Below are 22,851 nucleotides of genomic sequence, written 5' to 3'. Positions count from 1 at the left end.
TTCACACCCCGGCAAGAATGTTGTTGATCTCGTCAGCCGGAAAAGCTTGCAGCATCGCAGCGCGAACGCCTGGGAAGTCCAGCCCCCTGTCGCGGAATGCCTGGAGATTGTCCCGGAACGATGCGACAGCGGCCGCATCAACGCCGTCACTCTTCGCGATGTGATCGATCCGATGGCTGAGAATATTGAAAGCGACAGGCTGGCTGAGCGAACCTTGTGCGAAGAAAAGTGCCTTTACGAGATAATCCGGGATAATTGTGCGATGATCGATCACCCTGCCGACGCGAATGGCAAACCAGCCTTTGCCAGCGTTTCCAGCCATCGTCAAAACGCGCGAGCCAAATGCCGCGATGTCATTTGATTCAAGTTCTGCCTTGGCTAGCGTGATCGTTGCGGGGTCTTTGTAGACTTCGTTCACCACCGAGACGACCTTGGCCCCGTTGCCGGCGGCAACAAAGTCGACCTCAAACGTGTGCGAGGCGAAGAAGAGCTTGACCCAAGGATTGTCTTTGGCGAACTCGCCGAGAGCAGCTTTCCTCGCAATGCCGCCTTTTTGCGATCCCAGAGCTCGCTTCTTAGCTGTGGCCAATGCTGGAGCATCATCCGGATTCGGATCCGTGTCGATGAAAGCAGCATCGAGGTCGGTCACAATACTACATCGTTTGCGGATGCGCTGATCATGGAACAGAACGGCGACGTTTTCGAACCCGGTGCTGCGGATATTGATCAGGCTCACTCCAAGCTCGTCCAGACTGACGCCCAGCACCTTCTTGATGATGATCGGTATCAAAATTTCTTCGGCATCGCCTTCGACTAGGATCACGCTCTTAGCAAAAAGCAGGTTGCTGCGAACGGCATCGAGGTACCGTTGGATATTTCCCACCTCCAAAGGTGTCAGCCCTGTGGCAGGCTGAAATGCCTCGCATCGGGCGGCTACCCGGCCAAGGATGTTAATGTTCTCGACGTTGCTGACTTCGGAGATATGCGGCGAATGGGTCGAGTAAATCACTTGCGTGTTGGGATAATTGAGCTTGTCGAACAGGGTCTTCTGAATGTGCGTGTGGATATGCGCTTCCGGTTCTTCGATGAGCAGAAAGTTTGCAATCGACTGCTTGACCCTCTGGTATTTGAATTCAAGCAGCTTGAGGGTCAGGTAGATAAGATTTGCGCCGCCCAGACTGAGCTCCTGGATCCCGCCTTCGTAACCCTCTTCAGATTCGCCAACGAACAGTTTCAGGGATTGAAAGAGCCGATCCGCTTCGTCAGATAGATCGGAGCGGATAGAGAGGGATGTTGGCGAATAGGTATCCCCGACCGTGTCGTTTATCGTCTTGCGGATATCGGATCGAACCTCCTTCACGTCCGAGAGGCCCTCGATTGCTGTGTTGAGATCCTTCACCTGCGTGGTGATGGGCGCAAACTCTGCCGGATTAATCTCCCCGCTCTTGCTCTTTAGCAAAGTCAGCAGGGGGTTCGTTCTATTGTTGTGGAACTCAGCGACGACATCGCGCAAGGCCTGCACGAAGGTAAAAGAGACTTCTCTCGTTATCGAGAAAATGCCCGGGATCTTGCCGCCGATTTCTGGTGGATCGAGATCCGCGCTGAATCTGACGTTTTCAAAATCACCGACCAGGGCGGCGTAAACCGCGGGATCGGTAAAATCGGCCGTGCTTTTGCCGGTAAGGACCGTCTCATAGTCATCGGTTGTGAGGGTCAGAAGAATGGCGTCCAGGCCGGCCTTATCCCCCTCATCAAGCTGAGACAGTCGGCTGCGGATCACGGCCTTCGGCCGGAATATCAAATTGTAGGTTGCCCGACCGATCGCTCCGTCTTCGATATTCCCCGATCCATGTAAGAAGAGGGTTTGTATCGTCTCGTCGTCGGAGACTTCGTCGAATTCCAGACTGACAATAATCCAGTGGCCACGCCAGTTGGCCAAACCTCGATGAAAATCTCGCTCCTCTAGCCGCAGCGCAGAGCGCAGCATACTTTCGTCGAGAAGAAGCCGGATAGCCCGAAAGAGATTGGTCTTTCCCGACCCGTTCTCCCCTATGATCGTGTTGATGCCTTTCCTGAAGACGATGTTTGCCCTCTGAAAATTGCGATAGTTCACGAGCTGAAGTTTGGATATGTGCACGGTGTCCCCCCCGGACTTGTTTTTGCTCTGCCTTATGACCGGTCGGAGAACCTATCGTAGGCGGTAATTTTGCGCGTCTTTATATCAACTTCACGCCGGTAAATCTCCGTACGCAGATAGGAGAGTTCCGACTCCTTCGCATCGTCATCGACATCGATGTACCAAGAGCGTGGGCTTTGGCTGCCCTCGGCATTCCACCGATAGCCCCGCGCTTTCAGCACGTCCTTCAGACCGAATGGAGAATTCTCGGCCCATATCCTCCAATTCGAAAGGCGCGCGCGCTCCAACAAGCGGCTCATTGCGGGTATTCCCGGCTTTGGCAACGATAGTGAGAGCAGCTCAACCGCGGCCGCACAGTCCTGAAAGGCGCGGTGGCGCTCGTAGAAAAAGCCGGCACCCGTCGCCAGGTAAGCCAGCTTCGTGCCTTCAAACCCTTCCCCTGCCCAATCAATTTGGGTCATCGAGCAGGCCCACGGTTTGGTGATGAAGGCGTCGCTCAGCCGTTCGAGAAATCTGCGATCGAAGGCTGCATTGTGTGCAATTACAAGCGATGCCGGACTCACGAACGCGGCCACCTCCGCTGCAGCAATCGCCTGCCCAGCCACCATCTCGTCGGTAATGCCCGTCAGCGCCGAAATCGCCGCTGGGATCGGTTGGCTCGGTTCGCGGAACTGCTGAAATGGCACCCCGACATTGAATATCGTCCCGTCGAGCCCATAGGTGAAGGGCAACATGGCGAGTTCGATAATCTCGTCACTGGTCGGATCGAGGCCCGTTGTCTCGACATCCACGAACAGCCCGATTCGCGTTTCAGTGCCTTCTGGAGGTACAACGGCCAATCTCGGCTCGAGCCGACGAAGCACACGATATCGGCCACTCGAATTCAGGGCTTTGGCCATCGCCTCCAGTTCAGTGTTCCGATCCGATCCATCAGGCTTCCCGGTCGCTGAAAAGAGAGCCATCAGCTACATCCAAATTGTCTTGGGCGATATCGAGATGGACCTTTTCTCTTCCAAATCGTCGATAAACGCTGACCATCGATCCCGTCCCATCCTCATTGAGGCATAGCCGGCCGCCATGGCGGAGAATGACTTCAACACATCCGCTAGGTCGTGGATGAAGCCTTCCAGAAGCCGCGCTACGGATTTGCCGTAAGCGAGAAATATGGCGTCGCGGTAATTTGCTTTTCCACGATATCGAGAGGCCTGGTGCAGGAATGCTAGTCCCCGCTTTGCGTACCACGCATCACGCATCTGCCTGGCGGCGAGGGTCCGAAAGTTGTCGACGCCCAGCGCCTTGAACTCGCGGTCGTCCACTAACCTCTCTTGAATATTCCACTGTTCCCAACCCGCAGTGCCAGATAGGTACTCGGCGCAGCAGCCCCAGGCTTGCTCAGGGGTGGCCGGCACTGTTGTCAACGAATGCTTCCCGCGACCCCTGAAAGGTGCGAGCTCGCGCTTCAACGTGCTTTCCAACAGGTTGGATAGGCGGTCTCCGAAAGGCGCCATAGCGAGACCGTTTGCTGGAAACTGGCGATCCCACTGTTGTGCGGTTGCGGCGTGATTATCTGGGAACGATCCATCGCATGCCGCGATCATCGCCGATGCCGCTCCATAGACGCCGTAGTACCAAGTCACTATTCCTACCCGAGCGACATCCGCCTTGTTCGGAACATCTGCGATTGCCTGCAAAGCAGCGATTTGATGCAGCGAAAGAAGGAGCTGCTCAAAAATCGAGTTGAGCTCTCTTTCAGTAATCGACCTGCGTTGTACATTGCCATAGAATCGTCGGGCGGCTTGGAAATCAAGCTTCAGGCCGTCAACGAGAATCGCCAGCGAGCGAATCCAGTTAATTGTTTAAGGCAGTGCGAAACGCACGTCGGGTACGTCGGTGGCCTTCTCGGCGAGAGTTCCATGCTCTCGCATGCGTGCATATAACGAGTAGTTCTGCACTATCAGCCTCCCCTGGCGCTTCAGCACTCTAAACGAGTCGGATCCACTTCGTAGCAACTACGTTCGGAAACCCGTATTTCTACGGTGCCTAGGGGGCCACGAGCCCTTGAATGTCGATGATTGCCCGCAGCTTATTGTAATCAAGGCCATCTGGCGCCGCGTCTAAAAAGCTGCGCATATGCTCGGGACTATTTGCCCTGCCGCTCATCGCAGCATGTTCAATCTCCTTCCGTCGGACGAGAGGACCTATTTTCGGATCCTGTAACCACTGGGCCTCAATCGCGACGCCCTCAGCCGACTTCTCCAGGTGATAGGTGTAGGTCAGACCGGGGAACAAGATTTGATCCAGAATGATGACGTTTCCGACCGGATTGAGATCGGGGTCCTCGGTTATGCCAAGTGTCAGATCGGTTTTCTTGCCGCCAAACTCAAGCCAGGCGTGCGATATCATGACGTCATCGGACCCATCGTTGATGTAGCCCACAACTGGAACCGTCTGAACGCCTTTGTCAGCAAGATACAGGTGCAGGAAGAACGTCATCCGATAGCACATGCCGGTCGACTCGGCCGGCTTGATGAATCTATTGAAAAGACGCTCTGCCACATCAGCGATGACGCACTCACTCGCCGTCAATGTTTCGTACCACTGTTTCTTCGCCACAGCTCGCTGTTTTGCCTGCCCCATTGCCTCAAAGAACTCCCCATCCTCTATACCGTCCCTACCCGTCATTTCGCGGACGCCAAGCTCGCTCACCTAGCACCGGGAGAGAAAGCCTTCCATCCCATCGATTTTTGACCTGCTCTTGTTCTGCCCCCTAAAGCGAGTCCCTACCGAGACCGCCACTCAGAGACATTTCATCTTCGACGATCTGTGCTTTTGGCTCTTCCTCGTCCTCGTCGTGCTCCCCGCTTCCCAACCCGGCCGGAATATCGCCTGCCAGCAGCTTCTCCTTGGAAAGTAGCCCTGCGTCCTCGAGCGCTTCGAAATCCGGAAGGTCGCGCAGTGTGTCGAGTCCGAACTCCAGCATGAATTCTTTGGTCGTAACGTAGGTGTAGGGCGCGCCCGGTGTCGGGCTGCGCGGACCAGAGGCGATCATATCAGCGCCGCGCAGATGGCTGATCAGGTCGCGAGAAATCTCTTTCCCAAAAAACGACGACAGTTCGCCGCGGGTGATCGGCTGGAAATAGGCGATGCACATCAGCACCAGTACGTCCGACTGCGTCAAGTCCACGGCACGCCCACCGCCGCCGGTGCCAGATGCACTGCCAAATGCACTGCGGATGGCGTCGGCATAAGCTGGCCGGGTCAAATGTTTCCAGCCGCCGGCCACGGCGACCAGGTCATAGGGCCGGCCGCGCAGCTCCTCGCGAATGTCATCGATCAGGAGATCAATGCTGCAACTTTTGCCGACGATGCGGACCAGCGTTTCGCGAGTGACAGGCTCGCTGGCCGCGAAGATGGCGGCCTCGACGCGCTGCATCCATTCCCGCCAACGCACCTCCGGCGGCAGATGATCCAGCTCCCGGTCAAACAGCTGGTCAGCTGATCGCCATTCGCCCGATCGGCTCTCATCTGACCGGCTCCCCCCTCGTCTGCGCGTCGCCTCCGCCATTGTCTTCACAGCCCATAGATGCGGAAGGTAGCGCGGCCGGACAATTCACGCACGGCACCGAGCTCGACCAGCCGGTCGAACAGGCGGCGCAATCCGCGGTCGCTCATTCCAGCGATGTTTTCCGAGGCAACGATCGCGTCGTCGGACAAGAGCTTTTCGACAACAGCATCCGCCGCCTTGGCCCTGAGTTTCGGGGCAACGGCAAGCAGCCGGTCCGCGCGGCGCTCGAGCTCGGCGGAAAGATCGATCGCGCGAAGCGCGGCGCGCGCCTGTGCAGCGAGCAAACCCTTTGCGCGCTCCTGCCCTGTCTCGATCCCCGCTGTCGCAATGACGGTGGTGAAGCGCTGGGGCCGGCCGCGACCAATGCTCCAGCCCGGCTCGGCGCCGAGCAGCGGCACGGCATGTGCCCAGCCCAGGCGCTGCGCCAGCAGGGCGTCGACGAGCCAAGGCCCGAGCCAGCGCCCCAAACCATGGCGCTCGGCGGCGGCGACAGCGCCGGTCGTCATTCCCGTCGTCCCACTGCTGGCGGTGAGCTGCCGAAGATCGTCCGTAAGGTCGCTCACGTCTTCGTCACTGCGCGCGAGACCGAGGTCATCCAGCACCGCGGCGAGGTTTTTCTCCGTCAGCAGATCCTCCGCTGGCCGAGATGCCAGCCGACGCCAGGCAAGGAGCAAAAAACCGGCGGGTCCGACATTGTCGCCTGGTCGTGTGAGCAACACGGCGTCGCGCAGCGCGCTTTCATCCTCGACGCGGCCGGCCTGCTTCGCCGTTGTCGCGGCCGCCGCAAGCGCCAGGCGCCGCCGCCAGGCGCCGGCCGATCGCTCCTGCCGACGGACCACCGCATCCAAGGCGCCGATGGCTGCGCCGGCAATGATGGCAATGTCCTCAACCTCTTTCCCCGCAAGGCTTTGCGCATCGAGAATGGCTCGGCGCAGCCAACCCGGCACCATCGCCCCCGCCACGTCCGCAGGGGCGCCGGGAAGGGCGCCGTGGTGGCGCAGGGAGGGTTTGGGCCGCAGAATCATCGCAGACACGATGAATCATGACGGCGCTTTTGGCAACAGAAGTGGACGAAAAGCGCTGCGCCTGTCGGCCCGCCATAATGAGCGATAATGTTGCATTATCGTTCGTTTTGCTCTCTAAATGAGAAATGGCTGTTTTCATCGAGCAAAAGCCCAAAAAGCACTCTCAGGAGAGCTCCGGACCGTCCCACAGCACGGCTGCGCACGACGATGCGGGCGCGCGGCTGTCGGTCGAGCCGCAGGACGCGATCGCTGACGACTTGCCCGACATCATCGACGTCGTCCTGGCGATGGGGACAACGCCGGAAGAACCGCCGGCCGAAGCTCCCTCCCCTCTTCCGGACGTCGCCAATCCGCGCCTGCCGGCGCATCTCGAGGCGCTTGCTGGGCGCGCCCGTGACTATGTCGAGGCGGCGAGCTCGGCCAACACTCGCCGCGCCTACGCTGCAGACTGGAAGCACTTTGGCGCCTGGTGCCGCCGGCAATATTTTGACCCGATGCCGCCGGATCCGCAGATGGTCGGGCTCTACATCACGGCGCTGGCTTCTGGGTCTGGAGGGGATAAAAAAACCGTTGCGACGATTGAACGGCGTCTGTCCTCGCTGACCTGGAATTATGCCCAGCGCGGTCAGCCGCTGGACAGAAAAGACCGGCATATCGCCACTGTGCTGGCCGGCATTCGCAACAGCCACGCCAAGCCACCTGTGCAGAAGGAGGCCATTCTCCCCGAAGATCTCATTGCCATGCTGGAGACGCTCGATCGAGGCACGCTGCGCGGCTTGCGCGACCGCGCCATGCTGCTGCTTGGCTTTGCGGGCGGACTTCGCCGCTCGGAGATCGTCGGGCTCGACGTGGCCCGTGACCAGACCGAAGACGGTCGTGGCTGGATCGAATTCTTCCCTGGCAAAGGCGTCCTGGTCACGCTGCGCGGCAAGACCGGTTGGCGCGAAGTTGAGATTGGCCGCGGTTCGGCGGACGCCACCTGCCCTATCGTGGCCCTGGAGGCGTGGCTGAGACTGGCACGAATAGGCTATGGGCCGCTGTTTCGCCGTGTCACCGCCCAAGGCAAGGCGGTCGGCGCCGAGCGGCTCAACGACCAGGAGGTGGCACGGCTGGTCAAGCGCGCGGCACTTGCTGCCGGCGTGCGGGGTGATCTGCCGGAAGGCGAACGCGGCCAAAGGTTTTCGGGACATTCGCTGCGAGCCGGTCTGGCCTCCTCAGCCGAGGTCGACGAGCGCCATGTGCAAAAGCAGCTCGGCCACACCTCGGCTGAAATGACCCGCAAATACCAGCGCCGTCGCGATCGGTTCCGCGTCAATCTCACCAAAGCGAGCGGGTTGTAGCAGGAAAAGCCCCCTCCCCTGCCCCGCCAGATGTCCAGAAAGACCAGATGACGATCTGGTTTGAGTTGGCGCCGCAGGCCGCCAAACTCGTTGAAGGGCTGTCATAGCCAGGATAGCTGGTCCTTCGGCAACCGTCCGCTCGGATCGAATACCGTCACCTTGTGCGGCAGATCTGGCCCCCAATCCCAAAGCACGAGATTGCAATCTTCTGCCTCGGCGCCCGGCGCAAAGCTTGGCACCAGAATGCCGGCAATGCCTCGAGAACGCAGGCGGTCATGGACATCCCATGAAGCCGGGCGTTCCCCGTTGCTGAGCGCCGTCGCCCAGGCGCACGACACCTCGTCGAGCGTGACGGACGCTTCTCCCCTCCCCTTCCCCGTTGTCAGGTCCACAATGGCCTCGCAATCAACCTCGTAGGAACACAGCACGCACGGATCGATCCGATGCGCGAAGCCCTGATTGGCTTCCTTGACCGCCGTCATGATGGTCAGGGCCAGGTAGAGTGCGGGCACACCTTTGGGATTAAAGCGCGCACCCCTGATCGCGGCTCCCTCACCGGAAGTCGGTTTGAAAGCCCAACGCGGATCATGTGCCCTGTAGCAGGTTCCAACGAACCTCAAGCAAAGCCGCCAAGCGCCATGTGATCGAGATAGTCACGAACGGCACCAGCCTTGCCCTCTTTCACGAGCGCTTCGGCGGTGCGCCCTCCGAATGCCGCAAGCGGCTGGGCTCGATACCACGCCATCGCCTGGTCCTTTCCCCCCGCCCAATCCGTCACGCGGCTGATGATCTCAAGCATCTCACGAAGTCGCCCCTGTGTTTTGGCGGCGCGGCTGCGCTCCAATCGATAAAGGGTCTCGCGAGCAAGGCCGGCCGTCTCGGCCAATTGGCCCTTGGACATTCCAAAGCCATCCGCCACCTGGTCGACAGCAATGTTCCCGGCCGGATCCATATAAAGCAAAACCAACGGTGCGTTCGGGGCGATTTTTCTGAGTGCGTGGCCCACAGCTTACATCCTGTCATATCAGACGTCACAAATACTAGGCAAAACATAAGGCACTTTACCGTTAGCATCAAGTCTCGCAACCGAGGCGACCACCGACGAGGCTGTTGGATGGCCCGCTCGCGGCTGATCAAGAGCATTCCCCTGCCTCGACTTACGACGTGACAGCACGTGACCCAGTACACCGGCTAAACAGCTTGGCCTTGAGCGGGATTGATCAACGACCAGGCTCGTCCCTCCCCAATCAATCCCAGCCTTTCCGTTTCATGCTGAGCCGCAGTGCCTCGCTGATCTCAGCGGATCTTGGGCCGCTGGCCGGCCCATCCTGATGCGCGCTGTCCTTCCAGAGCGGCTTGCCGGCGTTCTGGCTGGTCTTTGCATCAAGCCTTGCACGCAGCAGCGCCATGACCATCGGCCACACCGAAAACTGGCCGTTGCGAGCCCGCTCCGTCAGGTTCCTGAGATAGCCGCCCCGACTGTTGATCTGGTCGGTTCGCTGCAGCATCGCAGCTATCGTGATAGCCGCGTTTTCAGGCCCCATCACCTGGACCGCCTCCTGCCATGCGCTGGGGCTGACCCCCATATGGGGCCGGGCAAGTTCGGCCGCCGCAACAAAGTCACGCCAGGATCGAATCTGGGCGCCGCGGCCCATGTTTAGGATTTCCGGACATGCGTCCAGCACCATTCCCAGAGGCAACTCCCGTTTGGGCAGGCTGTGAACATTGTTGTCGGACCCGGCACTGCCGCTCGCTTCTTTCTCGTTTCCCTGGCGGTCTTCAGTTTCATCGTTAGAATGAGAGTCTGGGTTTGAATTCTGTATGTGGCGCTCGGAATGGGACTCATTGGCGTTCATATCTTGTGATTTAACGAATGTTTCCAGCAGCTGATGCACTTCGGCCCAGATGTCCTCCAACTCGTCGGCAACCGACTCCAGCAACTGGCGTGAGGCTGTCCGCGGCAATCGAGCGACCGCCGCCTCATACCGCTTCTGAAACCGGCGCCAATCACACGGAACCTGTTCATTGAGCCCTGCATCGATCATCTTGACGATGTCGCGCCGGCAGATGGTGAGACGCTCCTTGACCAGCCTGTAGGCCTTCCGCTCGGCTTGCACGGCGGCCGCCAACTGCTTGAATTCCTCGGCACGAGCCACGATTGGCGCAAGGTCGAAGCCATAGGCCTGCTCGATCTGCCCGCCCTCCCCCTTGCGAGCAAAGCGTTTGCCATTCGGGCTGTCACGACGGATCACCAAGCCACACGTCACAAGGACGGACAGGTGGCGCCTAAGCGTCGCCGGCGACATGCCGTTGGCACGCCGGATCAGCTGCTCATTGGAGGGGAACACGACCAGGCCCCCCTCCCCGGAAAGATCGTCCTCGCGGTGAAACGACAGCAGCGCATTGAGGATCGCCAGCGAACGATCGGTCGCGCCTATGGCGTCCCTGGCCTCTGTGATGTCTCGAAAGGCCTGCCATTTGGGCACAGCCGCCGTTCGGTCGATCGCCTTTGCACCTGCCTGGCTTGCCATCTGAGCAAGCGTCAGTGGCCGCCGCCCAAATGGCGTCGTTGAGATATGCGTAACCATTTTCCCTTTGCCTCTAGTCAGACAAAAGAAATCTGCTCGCCAAACGACGCCTAATAGCACTTGACAGTGATTCGCGGATTTGCGATTCTCGGCTTGCTACAGACCTGAGAAGGGCTTCCGTGACGGTGACGTTCGGGGGCCTTTTTCTTTTGCGGTTCAGTCTCCTGTTGTCTTCCTGGATTCCGTCTCTCGGAACGCCTCGAACAGTTCCTCGAGCCTGCCGGTAATGAAAGCACCGAACGCCGATGCCTCTCTGGATTTAAAAGCCAGGGTGAAAACCTTCCCGGTATCGGTGATCCTTGCCTTTACGGAATTGTCTTTTGTCGCCCAGGCCCTTTCCACGGCCCTCGTCGGCGTCGATTTCGCACCGTGGACGGTTGCCGCCAGCAGTTCATAAAGGGCCTGGAACCGCGCATCGCTGCCGGCTTGCTGGAACTGGGCGGACTGGACATGCGCCTGCGCCCTGGCGGCATTGGCCGGATGCTCCATGAGCTTGGCCAACTGCCACCAGCGGTCACGGCCGATCCCCTTGGCCGCCCCGATGGCCATGATGACGGATTCGGAGACGTTGCTCGACACGGACCGCATCTTCGAGAAGGTCGTATCGTCGAGCGCCAAGGCCGATTTAACGATATCGGCCGAATAGCCCTGCTTGAGCAGGCGCTCGGCAAACAGCGTCCGCTCGACAAAGGACAGGTTGGCGCGAGCCGCATTCTCCTGGCCCTGGGCGACGACGTGATCGCGATCGTCCATTTGCTTGACAACGGCTCGCACTGGGCGCCCCAACGCACGTGCGACCCTGACGCGCCGATGCCCGAACACTGTCTGGTAGCGCCCGGGGGAAGCCGGATGCGGCCTGACCAGAATGGGCGAATCCTGTCCGCGCTCCTGGATCGCCCGCACCAACTCGGAGAATTCCTGCTCATCCTCGCCAATCCGGTCCGACACAAACGAGGTGTCCACCAGCTCTGGGTCGAGATCGACAACCGAGCTTTTCGACAGCTCTTCAAAGGACTGCATGATGGATCGCGACGCGCCGCGAACAGCGTAGCTCGACACATCCCTGGTCTGCTCCACCGCAGCGGACCCCATCACGCTATCGAAAATGTCCTTGCGCGCCATTCAGCCCCTCCTCAAATCAGCTACCAGTCTGATTTTGTGGACAAAAATCTGCGTTTTTACTGCAGTAAAATTCATCGCCATCACGCCCTCCCCCACGCGCGATGGACGAGCGAGACGATTTCGGAATTGACCGCATCAAGCGATTCCATCGCCCGATCGTAGGTCGTGCGCGTGAACGAAGATTTCTCGACCTCGTAGAGCGTCTGCTTGGTAAGCCCGGCGTCCGATATGGCAGTCGACTTCAGCATCGGATGCTCAAGGATCTGGCCGGCCAGCATCGATTGCATGAAGCCTACCATCTGGGCCTGCGGAATGTCGGTGGGCTCGTAACGGGTGATCAGATACCTGAACCAGTCGAGTTGGATCTCGGCTCCGGCTCCCTTGATGGTTTTTAGGATGCCGCCGAGCATCAGCAGAAACTGGCTCATGGACATGAGATCGAGCATTTGCGGATGAACCGTAATCAGCACCGACGTCGCTGCCGACATGGCGGTCAAGGTCAGATAGCCGAGCTGCGGAGGACAGTCGACGACGACGACGTCATAGCGATCGTCGACGTCGCTCAAGGCCCTGGCTATGCGCAAGAAGAACTGGCGGCCGGCATTGGATGATTTGTCCTGCATTGCCAACGGCGTATCGTACTCATATTCCTGAAGTTCGAGATTTGCAGGAACAATGTCGAGGCCGGGGAAATTCGTCGGGACGATGACGTCGGCTATGGACCTACGCTCCGCATCATAGCGGATCGCCTCATAGAGCGAGAGGTTCCGGTCGAGTTCCGGCTGGAAGCCGTGGAGTGCCGACAAAGACGCTTGCGGATCGAGATCGATGGCAAGCACGCGATGGCCGGTAAGTGCCAGGTGCTGGGCGAGGTGAGCCGCGGTCGTGGTCTTACCGCTTCCTCCCTTGAAATTGACCACCGCGATGACCTGCAGCTTATCTCCGGGCTTGCGGTGCGGGACGTATTTCTTAACCTCCGTCCTGCCATGCTGGTCGAGGAAATGGCGAAGCTCCAGCATCTGGTCCGCCGTATAAGAGCGTCGACCCGACTGCGCTTGTTCGGGCAGGGGCCCCTTGCCTTCGAGATGGAGGCGCTTCAGATTGTTTTGCGACACACCAAGATAGTGCGCGACCTCGGCCATGGAGAAGGTGCGCAGGGTCTTCGTGGCGTTCGGAGGAAACTTCTCCATGCGCAGCTGATTGAGCCGACGCGATATCTCCGCCCCGTGCTCGAGGATCTTGTCGTCAAACTCAAAGCTGGGCAACCGCATCGCGATGTTCATACTTCCGGAAACCTGAATTGGCGCTTTTTGCTGGGAAACAGCCCAACAACCGCCATTAAGCTCCGATTCGCCATCCCGAGCAAGAGCTTTTGGGTTAACAGGAGGTTAACGGCCCGAGCGGTCAACACGCCGGTAAAAACGTCTGCTGGAGAGAGCTACCACGCTGTTTCGATTTAGGTTTTTGTGGAAATTTACTGCAGTAAAGTACAAACAGTAAAGTTGCCACCACTGTCGCCACACCGGGGAGGGGAAACGGCGTCCTTCGACCCGGGGGGCGAGATATCTCTGCATGGGCCGGGGCCCTGGTGTCGGTCACCCGCACACATGGCCTGGCGGCCGGGCGCGTTGATCAGGAGCAGCCCTGCAAGTTCAGAACTGACTGGCCCGAAGCGCCTGGCACAACGCAGCGCGAGCGCGTGCCGGACGGCTGCTCTATTCCAGGCGCGCCGCCGGCGACAAGCGGCTACTGCCAGCGGCGACGGCTGCTGAGACGGTCATGAGCGCCAGCCCCGCCGTGTCATAAGCCGGCGCATCGCACAGGCTAAATTGCGTTGTAGTGGCCAATGACGGCGATTACCGACTCGTAGACGATAAAGGTCCTGGTGATAGCTTCCTTGTGCCTCCTCAACCCTGTCATCTGCGATACCCAGGACAAGCTGTTGCTGCTCGAGTCATTGGCTTCGTCCACGGCCTCTGGCCCGCGTTCGCCATCTCGGCTCCGAGCAGGCAACATTGCAAGACACTGCCGCTGCGATGCCGAGCCTCAACCGGAACGTGCCGCTAGTCGACGGCAAATTCGGTCCGGGCGTTGTTTGGTCTCCTGGAACCTCGAGCGGAGCTGGTGAAAAGCAGGCCGCTCACGGAAAGGATCACGAGGAGCGCGCCACTCGCCATCCATATCGACGGAACCTCCCCGAGAAAGGCCCAGCCGAGCAACACAGCGATGATCGGGTTGACGAAGGTATAGGTCGCTACGAAGGTTGGCGTGACTTTGCGGAGCAGCCAGACGTAGGCAGCAAAGGCGATCACCGTTCCGGCGACGGTGAGGTATGCCCACCCAGCGACCGACAACGCCGTGATCGAGGAGGGGTGAACAAGGCTCACTTCGCCCTTGGCGGCACCGACAACCGCCAAGGCAGCGGCGCCAGCCCACAATTCGATGATAGACATCACCAATGGGCTGCTGGACGTTGGGGACCGTTCGGATACCACCGTTCCGACGCTCCAGGACAGGGACGCGCCAAGCAGCAAGAAGATGTCGATGAAGTGCACCGCCCCGATTCCGCCAGCACCTTCTTCCCAGGCTATCAGCGCAACGCCAACGACACCGGGGACAAGAAGGGTCAGTGACAAGGGGCTTGGCCGATCGGGACGTCGGAGGCCTGTCTGAAGCGCCGCAATCCACAAGGGAATGGTCGCCAGCATGATTGCGGCCAGGCCTGTTGGAACACGCTGCTGAACGTTGGCAAGGATGCCGTGACATCCGCAGAAGAACAGTAATCCGCATATGACGCCCAAGAGCAGGGACCTCCTGGACGGAGGCTTCGCACCGGATGCTGCGGCAATGATGAAAAGGATCAGACCACCCACGAGGCAGCGCGCCGCGATCAGCAGGAATGGCGGCAGTGATTGCAGGGCCAGCGCCAAGGCCAGGTAAGTCGAGCCCCAGATGAAGTAGATGGCGCCGAAGGCAGCTATCAGGAGAAAACTTGCGCTGGGGAGCTTCATAGGCGTAAAACCTCTTATGAGGTTAGAATTCGGAGATCGCGCTTGGGTTCCCCGCACAACCTGAAAAAGCGGCAGCCGACCGATGTCGCAAAGGAGGATCTAGCGATCCGCTTTGTCAACACGGTCGCCTGGCGCCTGCGGCAAGCCACTGAGGAGCGGCTTCCCACGCTCGCGGCACTGCTGGATTGGCTTGATGAAAACGGCGTGCGCATTTCCAACGATTCTGCTGAACTCACGCGGGGGAGGGGAGGGCACTTTCAAGGGGCCCAAACCGCATATGCAAGCGCCATAGCGCTGCGCGAGACGATCTATGCACTCCTGGTGGCACAGATCAGAAATGTCAGTCCCGTTGCCGACCACGTCCAGGCATTCAATCGTTTTCTGCATCACAGGCCAGCCGCTTTGCTGGAATGGCGTGCCGGGAAATTCGGCTGGAACGGCTCGCATCCAAATGAACTCGATTTTTGCACGCCGATCGCCATCTCCGCGGCTGAACTCATGACCGGCTCGCGGGCAGGACGGGTCAAGCAATGTGCCGACGATCGCGGCTGCGGCTGGTTGTTCATCGATGAGAGCCGGGCGCAAAACCGTCGTTGGTGTTCCATGGGAGACTGCGGCAACCGCGCCAAGGCGTCGCGCCATTATGCCAGGATCCGCGAGACCCGAACCGGGAACTGACGCCATGGCAGCCATCCACAGATGTTGCTGTAAAAGCAGGTGGCCCTGAGTCACGCCTATCATAGCGTCAACTGTAGCGGGCCTTTTCGCCACAGTTCAGTGACAGGATACCAGCTGGCATCGGGTTTGCCGGAGGGGTGTAAGGTCGTATCCTACATCGCGCAAGCTGGATCAGACACTATGTGCAACGACTACGAGCAACACATTCTGTGGGCTGAATACTGCAAGATGATGCAGAGGCTCGAACTCGGGATGCCTACCGGGCAGAGCGAAGGCGATCTGCCCGAGGCCGACGACATCAAGATCAACGATGTCGGCCCGGTGATGCGCGCCGCCGGCAATGGCATCGAACTGGTGCCTATGAACTTTAGCTTCCCGCCATCGAGCCCGCGCGGCGGACCGGTTTTCAATTTCCGCTCCGAAGGCCGAAGCTTTGCCAATAGCAACCGCTGCCTCATTCCGGCCTCGGCATTCTTCGAGTTCACGGGCAAGAAATATCCGAAGGCCAAACATCGCTTCACAATGAATGATGAGCCGTTCATGGCGATCGCCGGCATCTGGCGGGAAGGGCAGGGCGGAGCGCCAGCGGCCTTCACGATGCTGACAACCGGTCCCGGACCAGACGTTGGGCCCTATCACGACCGGCAGATCGTCGTGTTGAGCCCGCATAACTGGGCGCACTGGATCTACCTTACCAAGACCGAAGCGGAGCTGCTTCAACCGTCGCCTGCAGGCACACTGCATGTTGAAACGGTTCGGCCAGGAAGCGACTGATGAGCGCTGCTGGCGGGGCCCAGATTGAAGCCCCTGCTGTTCGGTGACAGGCCCACGACTGCGTACAGGCGCGGCGTCAGCCAGCCTGGTTGGCGGTGGCATTTTCTTTCCAGCCGTGGCGCAGACCAGCCCGGCCAATGCCGGAGAGCACGGCGACCGACAGCTACACCACGTTCGGGACACGATCCAGCCAGCGTGCATCGGCGGGCCTGATCGTCACGGAGGCGACGCAAATGTCGCCTATGGAAAAGGGTAGCAGATCGCGCGCTCAAAGCCCGTCGTCGTTGCGTTTCTTTCCCTTGCCTGCAAAACAGCTTCTGGGGGCGAATCCGGTTACCTGGGTCTCGAACCCGCACTAGAGGGAACATTCTGCCTGACAGTAAAATTGTTTAGCGATACCAGAAATGTCGTGCGGAACGATGAACAGACGATCTGCTTGGCGGATTGGAGCCATCGGCATCGGGGGACATTAAGTCGCCGGGTCTGAGATAAAGCGCATTGGTATTCGAGGAAACCTGATGTACCAAGAAACAACATATTGCTCGGCCTGGCCTTTGGCGTTTCCTTGGCACTTGTGCTTAGCGTCATTGAGTGCAGCCCTAAAGTAAGTTCAGCATCGCTATGTCCGCAGACGAGACCAAAAGAGCCAAACTCGAACGCCTGATATCATCCGTACCGAAGCACGAATTCGAGTTTCTGATGAAGCTCGGAAAGCTCAGCAGGCAAGAAGCGCAGGCGCTCGTCGAGAAGCACAATGGCGATCGCGCCCGGATATATGCTGACTTGGCGGCCAAAAGAACATTCAGATGGTAGGGACACATTGCCTGCGAGTTCCTCTAAGTCGAGCACGACGCCGACCCTGGGACGGCAATCTTGCGCCATCCCCATTCTCTCTACTCCAGCGTCGCTATATGGCGGTATGACGGCACCATGTAACGCATGACGAAAGGGCTAGGGCCGCCGACGAGCCCTGCCGACCTCCCGCTCCGGACGGCTCCAGCTCGCTGCCGCGAGGGGAGGGATCGTGCTGTATCGAGTCGCCGCAGTCGGCATTCCCGACGCTGCTCTAGCATGCCGTCCTTCAGCCTCTGCGTTCCGCTCTCCAAACAGGTCTGAACAGCAAGTCCGCAATGCTCGGTTTGCACTCGATCCCTCCCGGTCCCGGCGATGGTGGTGGTCGTCCGATAGGCTTAATTGCGCTGTAGCTAATATAAGATATACCAAGCGTTGCGGGAGGCCCCCCGACCGCGATGGCCGGTGCGGCCCGCATCCCAACATCCCAGACCGCGCCGGCCATTCCAGCTCGTGTCCAATGAGGGGATGTAGCTCGCGCTACAAAAGCTGCTTGCATGTGGATTTGACAGCCCCGCGATGAGCGTGCCGCGCGCCGGAGGCATCGGCGCTGCGCCATGCTTTGGTGGCGGACACCCAACGTTTGCCTCAAAGGGCTACGATGAGGGTTTGCAGGCAAGCAGCTAAAGGGAGATGGAAATCACCCAGGCGCCGGCGCCGCGGAAGGATGGGCGGTCGAACACGCAAGGGTGCGGGGAGCCGGCCCGGCGGAATCCCTGGGAAAGGTCAGCCGGCCCCCAATGGCCGTGCAGAGCCAGCCCTTTGCCCGCCTTGCTGCCGGACGGCAATGCGCCCCTCGCTCAGGAGGCATCTGGATGCCAAGTTGCTCCTACATACAGATGTCAACTGTTTATATAGCTGCATTCGAAACCCGCATATTCCGTCATGCCTCGTAGATCGAGCACGCGAACACGGCCTTGCCGGAATTCGAGAAATTTACGCTCGCGCAGTTCGCGCAGCATCCTGTTGACATGAATCGGAGTGAGGCCGAGGGCGTCCGCGAGATCGTACTGGGTCAGAGGGCATTCATAGCTATCGCGGGTGACGAAGCCTATGTGTTCCAGGCGCGTCCTCAATTCGAGGAACAGATGTGCGGTCCGCGCCAGGGCACTGCGTCGACCAACATTGGTGAGATGTTCAGCGATGACGGCCCCCTTGTGCCCAAGAGCCGCGACGACCAGGGAGAAAAGATGGGGGGATTTCATGGCTGCGAGCGTAAATGTCTTGGTCGAGGCTACCAAGACGTTCAGTTCGGTTCGAGCAACAAACGTTTCAAGCGCGCCACCCCCGCTCGACCGGGACAGGACGAGATCGCCTTTCAAGGCAAAATCAAGGATCTGTCGCTGCCCCCCTGCAAGTTCGTGCGACAGGCAACCCCAGCCCGACTCGACTATGAATACGCGATCATTGTCCTCACCCTGGCTGAAAATGACCGTCTCGGGTGGATAACGCTTCGGTGTGAACCCCAGCGTCTTCATGAGCGCCGAATCTTCGTCGGCAAGCCTGATATACGATGACCGCTTTTCATTCCCGCCCAAAGACTGTGAAGCGTACAACATCTATAATCCCGCCCGATGTCTTCCTTTCTATCCCCAACGGATCGAATGTACATTAAATTTGGCGTGATGGGTACCTGTGCGACGTCGCAGCTACCAGCATGCGAAAGCAAGCGTTGTACGTCGCAACCCCGCAGCTAGCTTTTATTTCTTGTGAAAGTTTCTTGCATGGAATCGACTATTTCGGCGGCGATGAAGCTGCTGCGATTGTCCACTTGGCCGGCGGCATTCCGCAAGGTATTTGATGCGTCCTTGAGCAACCCTCTTATCTGTCTTGCCGACAACAATTCCGATGCCTCAAGTTCAAGCAGCACCGATTCACTTACGTGCAACGCGGCAAGGGCAACAGCTCGAGGCCTGGTGGCCAGTAATTTCAAGAGATCACTGCTGGGCCTAGTACGCGATTTCTTTTTTGCCATAGTATGCTTCTCAACTGTCCGGACAAGAAGGGTGTTTGGACTCACATCACCTCGCCTTGAGCGATTTAATCGCGATCCGCGGCGGCAACGGGATTGGAAAAGCTCAATCTGTGCGTCGCTTTAGACATATTGTAAGCATGCTATCCCGGTTTGGAGCGACGACACAGAGGCAGGCATACCGAATTAGCCGTAGCTTGCCCTTCCACCTTGGGACACCACGATACCGCCGTCGCCGCTGAGACGTCGCATCGGAGAACGGCGACAAGTCTTTTATCAGAGAAACCATGGTCACTTCCCAGCTCACGGGGTCACCGCTTGCCGTCCGCGACGGGTCTCGCCACCTTTGATCGGACGGGCGCGTACATCGCTGGCCTGCCACGCCGTCGAATTCTTCCGTACCCAGCCGGATGAATAGTGTGGGGCCGACCGTGAGGCTTAGCCCAGAGCCCGCGCGGCGACGCTCTTGCCCAGGCCCAAAGCCGGCATCGGGAAAGATTCGATCTGCCCTTCGGTCTTGTCCAAATACTGCATCAAGGCCGTCACCAAGTGGTAGAAAATGCTGGCGGGAACCTCCGTTGCCTGTGATCTTCCGCGCTCGTCAATTCTGTCGATCCACAAGCCAAGGGGGGCGGGATCGATATGCCATCGAAAGAGGCGGGCGACACGGGCCTCTATCTCTGGTTTCAAATTAGGCCCGCCTATGCCGTCCAAGGCTATGGCTGCCTTGATGGCCTCGCATTGCGGCCAACTGCGGGAGAGCCGGTCGATTGGCATTCCCTGCCGCGACACAGCCGCGTAAGCCAGACCCGTAGCCCTATTCAAGCCGCTGGCGATCGCGGACGAATAGAGCTTCCGTGCATAACTGGCCAAGTCCTTTTGTCCGCTTTTTTGAGCGAAATCGATGAGAAGCGAGGCCCATTCGAAATGGTGGCCCGGTTCGGTCGACAGGCCTTTTTCTCCAGGCAAAGGTAGCCAGTCGACGTCGAAATTTTCCCCCACCGTCCAGCTCTCCTGGTCGAAGAAATGGCATCTGAAGAGATCTACCACGCGAGCCGCCCGGCGCAGATAGGTGCGGTCGCCACTAACGTCATGCCACGCAAGGAAAGCCTCCAGCATGTGCATGTGCGGGTTCGAAAACCGCATCCCGTTCGAGCCCGAGGTTTCCAGGAAGCCGTTCAGACGGTCGTCTTCGAGATGCGCGTCGATGAAATGAAATGTCTCTTGTGCCAGTCGCAAGGCCTCGCGATGGCCGCATCGATGAGCATGGCAAAGTGCCAGGAGTACGCAGGAATGATCGTATGCGTCCTCCGCAGGGTCAGCCACGCTGCCATTGACATTAAGGGTGCGCACCCAGCCGCCACGGGTGGTACGGCCATATTTGGCAATGAAGTCGATGCCGTGGTCGATCAGCTCGTCGGCTGGTCCGGCCCAGCCGCGTTCCTTGGCCACCGCGAAGGCGTAGATCTGGCGAGCCATGGTGCGCATGCGCTTGGGCTTCCCCAGCGGCCTTGTGTCGAAACCGAGCGCCTCGTGAAAGCCGCCGTTCACATCATCGACCCCTACGGTGGACCAAAGCGGCAGGGTTTCGTTGAAGAGCCAATGTTCGACGCGCTTGCGCCAGGAACCGTTGATGATGACCCGGTCTCCCGAGGGCGTGTACTTCGTCTCAAGCCGTCCGCTCTTTTCCAATTGCTCGACGACCTTCTTCACGTTCTGGCTGTGGCTGACAGGGGCGACGAACACCGCGTCCGGTGTCGCTACTACCGCAACCCCCTTCATGCCGATGACGGTCAGCAGCCTTCCTTGGCTTCTAAGGTAGGAGCTGTCGCAGTCCATGGCGACGATGTCGCCCATCACGACATTGCCATTGCCGTCTGTCGGGCTGGCTTCGAGCAGCGATTGCCACGACCCAAGGTCGTTCCAGCGGAAGGAAGCCGTAACCATGGCAATATCGCGTGCATGCTCCATGACGGCATAGTCTATCGAGGTGGAGGGGACGGCCGAGTAGAAACCCTGGGGGAGACAGATACCCGAGAGGTCCGTTCGTGCAGTCTTGTAGGCCCGTTCTGCAGTTTCCCAGATGTCCGGCTGGAACTCGAGAAATGCCCGGCGCATGGTGTCGGCACGAAACAGGAAAATGCCGGCATTCCAGTAGAATCGTCCTGACGATACGTAGTTGCGCGCTGTCTCTGCGTTGGGCTTTTCGACGAAGCGCGAAACTGCAGCCACGCGGTCGTCAGTTGCTGCAACCTCGATGTAGCCGTATCCAGTTTCCGCATGCGTTGGCTTGATGCCGAACACGATGATGCTCCCTGACTCGGCGGCATGAACGCCCGACTCGACGGTCTCCCAGAATTGCGCGTCGGTCGATATTTCATGATCGGAGGGAACCACGAGCACAAGTGCATCGCTGCCATGTTCCGAGATTGTCTGCAGGGTGGCTATGGCGACGGCTGCGGCGGTATTGCGACCGACAGGCTCGAAGATCGGTTTACCGCCGTTCAGGCCGAGCGAAGCAATGTCAGAGATAACACGATCGGCATGTCGTTCGGAAGCGATCAGGTAGATTGGGGTCTGATTGTCGGGCCGCGCCTTGAGCCGCCGGACAGTCTTTGCGAGCATTGAACCGTCGCCCGAAAGGTCGTGGAATTGCTTTGGATTGTCTTCGCGCGAAAGCGGCCAGAGGCGTGAGCCCACGCCCCCGCTCATGACAAAACACACCAGCTCGGATGCCATATTCGAGTCCCTTCTCAGAAATCTCTAACTACTGGCTCGACCTTTGGATCTTGGCGCAACTGCAGGTCGAGAGCATCGACCATGTCGTGGCGCCCTTTGGACGGAGCAGCGCACCAGAGCCGGATGATAGGCTTCTCCGACGAGGCTGTCACTGTGGCCCCGGCGAGGAGCTGGCAGCAGCGGCGTGAGGCAGGCAGACTGCGAAAAGCCATGCCGACATCCTGGACCAGGCCGCCAAGGAACAGCCCGGCGATTGGGCGCCAGGCAGCGATCAAATGGCTGCCCAAGTCACGTCCACTACCATCCAGCGCGGCGGCCGGCCCGACACCGCGTCGTGATGCAATTGAGTTTGTAAAGGACACCTTCCGCTCCGAAATCGCTCACGAGGGAGGGTTTTAGCATGCTGTGGGGCGCCGGCCTCGTCAGGAATTCGGGCAGTCCTGACACCCAGATACGCTCCCCTCATCCAATAGGAGATGCCAATCGGCCGCCGAAAGGATGTCTCGTAGAGGCGAGAGCGTTTTGTATTCTGGCACATGCGTTCCATTCGGGCGCTCACGTTAAGGATTGGGCCGCAAAATGCCGCTTCCCGCATTGAGGTCCCCGTCGCGCGAATATGTCGATGAAAGGCGCCTTGGCCGGCTGGTTCGCCTTCTTCAGGCCACGCAAGTCGAAATCGAGAAGGAGGCGACGCAACTCTATCCGTCGGAAAACGCGATGGCGGACTGCGCCGCGTTTTCTGTGCAGGCGCTCGAGAACGGCGAAACCCTCGACGTTATCTCCGTCAGGATCGATACGCTCACACATAATATGATGTTGAATCACAAACGGCAGGTCTCGCTGCAGCGGCAGCTGTCATTCGTGCGCAGGACTCAAGCAGAATTGCAGCGCCTTCTTCCCTCCCATAGGACGTAGCCGCATACGCCAATTGGCGGCGTTTACCTTCCGCACCGCCGGGATAGTCTTTTGGGGCAATCTGGGATCGCGGGGCCGCAGCTTTCCACCAGACATCGGCCGGACAACATGCTTCGCCTGCATCAGGATGGCG

General features: G+C 59.3%; 20 protein-coding genes. 4 read left to right on the top strand and 16 right to left on the bottom strand.

The features are described 5' to 3' along the window. Nucleotide 1: 1 nt before the first annotated feature. The 6 genes from LB557_RS04490 to LB557_RS04465 form a co-directional block, all read right to left on the bottom strand. Nucleotides 2-2,137 carry an AAA family ATPase gene (locus LB557_RS04490; protein ID WP_224642838.1) on the bottom strand — a complete coding sequence of 712 codons (2,136 nt, stop codon included), beginning with the start codon at nt 2,135-2,137 and terminating at the stop codon, nt 2-4. A 32-nt stretch (nt 2,138-2,169) separates the two neighbouring features. Further along, entirely contained in the window at nt 2,170-3,099 is a 930-nt protein-coding gene (locus LB557_RS04485) for a 3'-5' exonuclease (RefSeq protein WP_224642839.1), read from the bottom strand. Between the two features lie 3 nt (nt 3,100-3,102). Beyond that, nucleotides 3,103-3,774, bottom strand: a complete 672-nt coding sequence (locus LB557_RS04480) for a hypothetical protein (protein ID WP_224642840.1) — start codon at nt 3,772-3,774, stop codon at nt 3,103-3,105. Nucleotides 3,775-4,177: 403 nt separating this feature from the next. Continuing rightward, nucleotides 4,178-4,843 carry a hypothetical protein gene (locus LB557_RS04475; protein WP_224713012.1) on the bottom strand — a complete coding sequence of 222 codons (666 nt, stop codon included), beginning with the start codon at nt 4,841-4,843 and terminating at the stop codon, nt 4,178-4,180. A 61-nt stretch (nt 4,844-4,904) separates the two neighbouring features. Continuing rightward, nucleotides 4,905-5,702, bottom strand: a complete 798-nt coding sequence (gene scpB / locus LB557_RS04470) for an SMC-Scp complex subunit ScpB (RefSeq protein WP_224642842.1) — start codon at nt 5,700-5,702, stop codon at nt 4,905-4,907. A gap of 5 nt (nt 5,703-5,707) precedes the next feature. Continuing rightward, complete coding sequence (locus LB557_RS04465) at nt 5,708-6,727, bottom strand: DUF1403 family protein (RefSeq protein WP_224642876.1); 1,020 nt, start codon at nt 6,725-6,727, stop codon at nt 5,708-5,710. Nucleotides 6,728-6,852: 125 nt separating this feature from the next. On the opposite strand from LB557_RS04465, the gene LB557_RS04460 reads away from it, so the two are divergent. Beyond that, nucleotides 6,853-8,067 (top strand): site-specific integrase, encoded by a 1,215-nt coding sequence (locus LB557_RS04460; protein WP_140722035.1) that lies wholly within the window; start codon nt 6,853-6,855, stop codon nt 8,065-8,067. 101 nt (nt 8,068-8,168) lie between these two features. On the opposite strand, the gene LB557_RS04455 is transcribed toward LB557_RS04460, so the two are convergent. The 6 genes from LB557_RS04455 to LB557_RS04430 all read right to left on the bottom strand — a co-directional run bounded on the left by LB557_RS04455 (nt 8,169) and on the right by LB557_RS04430 (nt 14,788). After that, nucleotides 8,169-8,687, bottom strand: coding sequence for an RES family NAD+ phosphorylase (locus tag LB557_RS04455; RefSeq protein ID WP_140663897.1), 519 nt, complete (start codon nt 8,685-8,687; stop codon nt 8,169-8,171). Beyond that, nucleotides 8,684-9,019 (bottom strand): antitoxin Xre/MbcA/ParS toxin-binding domain-containing protein, encoded by a 336-nt coding sequence (locus LB557_RS04450; RefSeq protein WP_140664019.1) that lies wholly within the window; start codon nt 9,017-9,019, stop codon nt 8,684-8,686. The genes LB557_RS04455 and LB557_RS04450 overlap by 4 nt, the downstream gene beginning before the upstream one ends. A gap of 295 nt (nt 9,020-9,314) precedes the next feature. After that, nucleotides 9,315-10,655, bottom strand: a complete 1,341-nt coding sequence (repC, locus tag LB557_RS04445; RefSeq protein ID WP_224642843.1) for a plasmid replication protein RepC — start codon at nt 10,653-10,655, stop codon at nt 9,315-9,317. A gap of 156 nt (nt 10,656-10,811) precedes the next feature. Further along, entirely contained in the window at nt 10,812-11,777 is a 966-nt protein-coding gene (gene repB, locus LB557_RS04440) for a plasmid partitioning protein RepB (RefSeq protein WP_140824280.1), read from the bottom strand. A gap of 80 nt (nt 11,778-11,857) precedes the next feature. Then, entirely contained in the window at nt 11,858-13,060 is a 1,203-nt protein-coding gene (gene repA / locus LB557_RS04435) for a plasmid partitioning protein RepA (RefSeq protein ID WP_140620207.1), read from the bottom strand. A 780-nt stretch (nt 13,061-13,840) separates the two neighbouring features. Beyond that, nucleotides 13,841-14,788, bottom strand: coding sequence for an EamA family transporter (locus tag LB557_RS04430; RefSeq protein ID WP_224642844.1), 948 nt, complete (start codon nt 14,786-14,788; stop codon nt 13,841-13,843). 42 nt (nt 14,789-14,830) lie between these two features. On the opposite strand from LB557_RS04430, the gene LB557_RS04425 reads away from it, so the two are divergent. Further along, nucleotides 14,831-15,466, top strand: a complete 636-nt coding sequence (locus tag LB557_RS04425; RefSeq protein ID WP_224642845.1) for a CGNR zinc finger domain-containing protein — start codon at nt 14,831-14,833, stop codon at nt 15,464-15,466. A 180-nt stretch (nt 15,467-15,646) separates the two neighbouring features. Then, complete coding sequence (locus LB557_RS04420) at nt 15,647-16,240, top strand: SOS response-associated peptidase family protein (protein ID WP_140620203.1); 594 nt, start codon at nt 15,647-15,649, stop codon at nt 16,238-16,240. Between the two features lie 666 nt (nt 16,241-16,906). On the opposite strand, the gene LB557_RS04415 is transcribed toward LB557_RS04420, so the two are convergent. The 4 genes from LB557_RS04415 to LB557_RS04400 form a co-directional block, all read right to left on the bottom strand. Beyond that, a complete protein-coding gene (locus LB557_RS04415; protein WP_140717086.1) occupies nt 16,907-17,128 on the bottom strand; it encodes a hypothetical protein in 222 nt (73 codons plus the stop codon). A gap of 806 nt (nt 17,129-17,934) precedes the next feature. Beyond that, nucleotides 17,935-18,651: a Crp/Fnr family transcriptional regulator gene (locus tag LB557_RS04410; protein WP_140620199.1), complete on the bottom strand. Its 717-nt coding sequence runs from the start codon at nt 18,649-18,651 to the stop codon at nt 17,935-17,937. Nucleotides 18,652-18,785: 134 nt separating this feature from the next. Continuing rightward, complete coding sequence (locus tag LB557_RS04405) at nt 18,786-19,067, bottom strand: hypothetical protein (RefSeq protein ID WP_140663915.1); 282 nt, start codon at nt 19,065-19,067, stop codon at nt 18,786-18,788. A 435-nt stretch (nt 19,068-19,502) separates the two neighbouring features. Next, on the bottom strand, nt 19,503-21,803 hold the full coding sequence (locus LB557_RS04400) for a mannose-1-phosphate guanylyltransferase/mannose-6-phosphate isomerase (protein WP_224642846.1): 2,301 nt from the start codon (nt 21,801-21,803) through the stop codon (nt 19,503-19,505). Between the two features lie 579 nt (nt 21,804-22,382). Here LB557_RS04400 and LB557_RS04395 point away from each other — a divergent pair. Continuing rightward, nucleotides 22,383-22,718, top strand: a complete 336-nt coding sequence (locus tag LB557_RS04395; RefSeq protein WP_224642847.1) for a hypothetical protein — start codon at nt 22,383-22,385, stop codon at nt 22,716-22,718. The last annotated feature ends 133 nt before the right edge of the window (nt 22,719-22,851 follow it).

This window comes from Mesorhizobium sp. BR115XR7A (assembly GCF_020165315.1).
Lineage (GTDB): Bacteria > Pseudomonadota > Alphaproteobacteria > Rhizobiales > Rhizobiaceae > Mesorhizobium > Mesorhizobium australicum.
The sequence above is the reverse complement of the archived record's forward strand: the minus strand, read 5'-3'. Positions and strand labels throughout refer to the sequence as shown.

What these genes read in the sequence shown, in the direction of transcription:
- LB557_RS04485 (WP_224642839.1), bottom strand. Translation starts at nt 3,099, where the DNA reads ATGGCTCTCTTTTCAGCGACCGGGAAGCCTGATGGATCGGATCGGAAC.
- scpB (WP_224642842.1), bottom strand. Translation starts at nt 5,702, where the DNA reads ATGGCGGAGGCGACGCGCAGACGAGGGGGGAGCCGGTCAGATGAGAGC.
- LB557_RS04465 (WP_224642876.1), bottom strand. Translation starts at nt 6,727, where the DNA reads ATGATTCTGCGGCCCAAACCCTCCCTGCGCCACCACGGCGCCCTTCCC.
- LB557_RS04460 (WP_140722035.1), top strand. Translation starts at nt 6,853, where the DNA reads ATGGCTGTTTTCATCGAGCAAAAGCCCAAAAAGCACTCTCAGGAGAGC.
- LB557_RS04450 (WP_140664019.1), bottom strand. Translation starts at nt 9,019, where the DNA reads ATGGATCCGGCCGGGAACATTGCTGTCGACCAGGTGGCGGATGGCTTT.
- repC (WP_224642843.1), bottom strand. Translation starts at nt 10,655, where the DNA reads ATGGTTACGCATATCTCAACGACGCCATTTGGGCGGCGGCCACTGACG.
- repB (WP_140824280.1), bottom strand. Translation starts at nt 11,777, where the DNA reads ATGGCGCGCAAGGACATTTTCGATAGCGTGATGGGGTCCGCTGCGGTG.
- repA (WP_140620207.1), bottom strand. Translation starts at nt 13,060, where the DNA reads ATGAACATCGCGATGCGGTTGCCCAGCTTTGAGTTTGACGACAAGATC.
- LB557_RS04430 (WP_224642844.1), bottom strand. Translation starts at nt 14,788, where the DNA reads ATGAAGCTCCCCAGCGCAAGTTTTCTCCTGATAGCTGCCTTCGGCGCC.
- LB557_RS04420 (WP_140620203.1), top strand. Translation starts at nt 15,647, where the DNA reads ATGTGCAACGACTACGAGCAACACATTCTGTGGGCTGAATACTGCAAG.
- LB557_RS04415 (WP_140717086.1), bottom strand. Translation starts at nt 17,128, where the DNA reads ATGGGGATGGCGCAAGATTGCCGTCCCAGGGTCGGCGTCGTGCTCGAC.
- LB557_RS04410 (WP_140620199.1), bottom strand. Translation starts at nt 18,651, where the DNA reads ATGTTGTACGCTTCACAGTCTTTGGGCGGGAATGAAAAGCGGTCATCG.
- LB557_RS04405 (WP_140663915.1), bottom strand. Translation starts at nt 19,067, where the DNA reads ATGGCAAAAAAGAAATCGCGTACTAGGCCCAGCAGTGATCTCTTGAAA.
- LB557_RS04400 (WP_224642846.1), bottom strand. Translation starts at nt 21,803, where the DNA reads ATGGCATCCGAGCTGGTGTGTTTTGTCATGAGCGGGGGCGTGGGCTCA.
- LB557_RS04395 (WP_224642847.1), top strand. Translation starts at nt 22,383, where the DNA reads ATGCCGCTTCCCGCATTGAGGTCCCCGTCGCGCGAATATGTCGATGAA.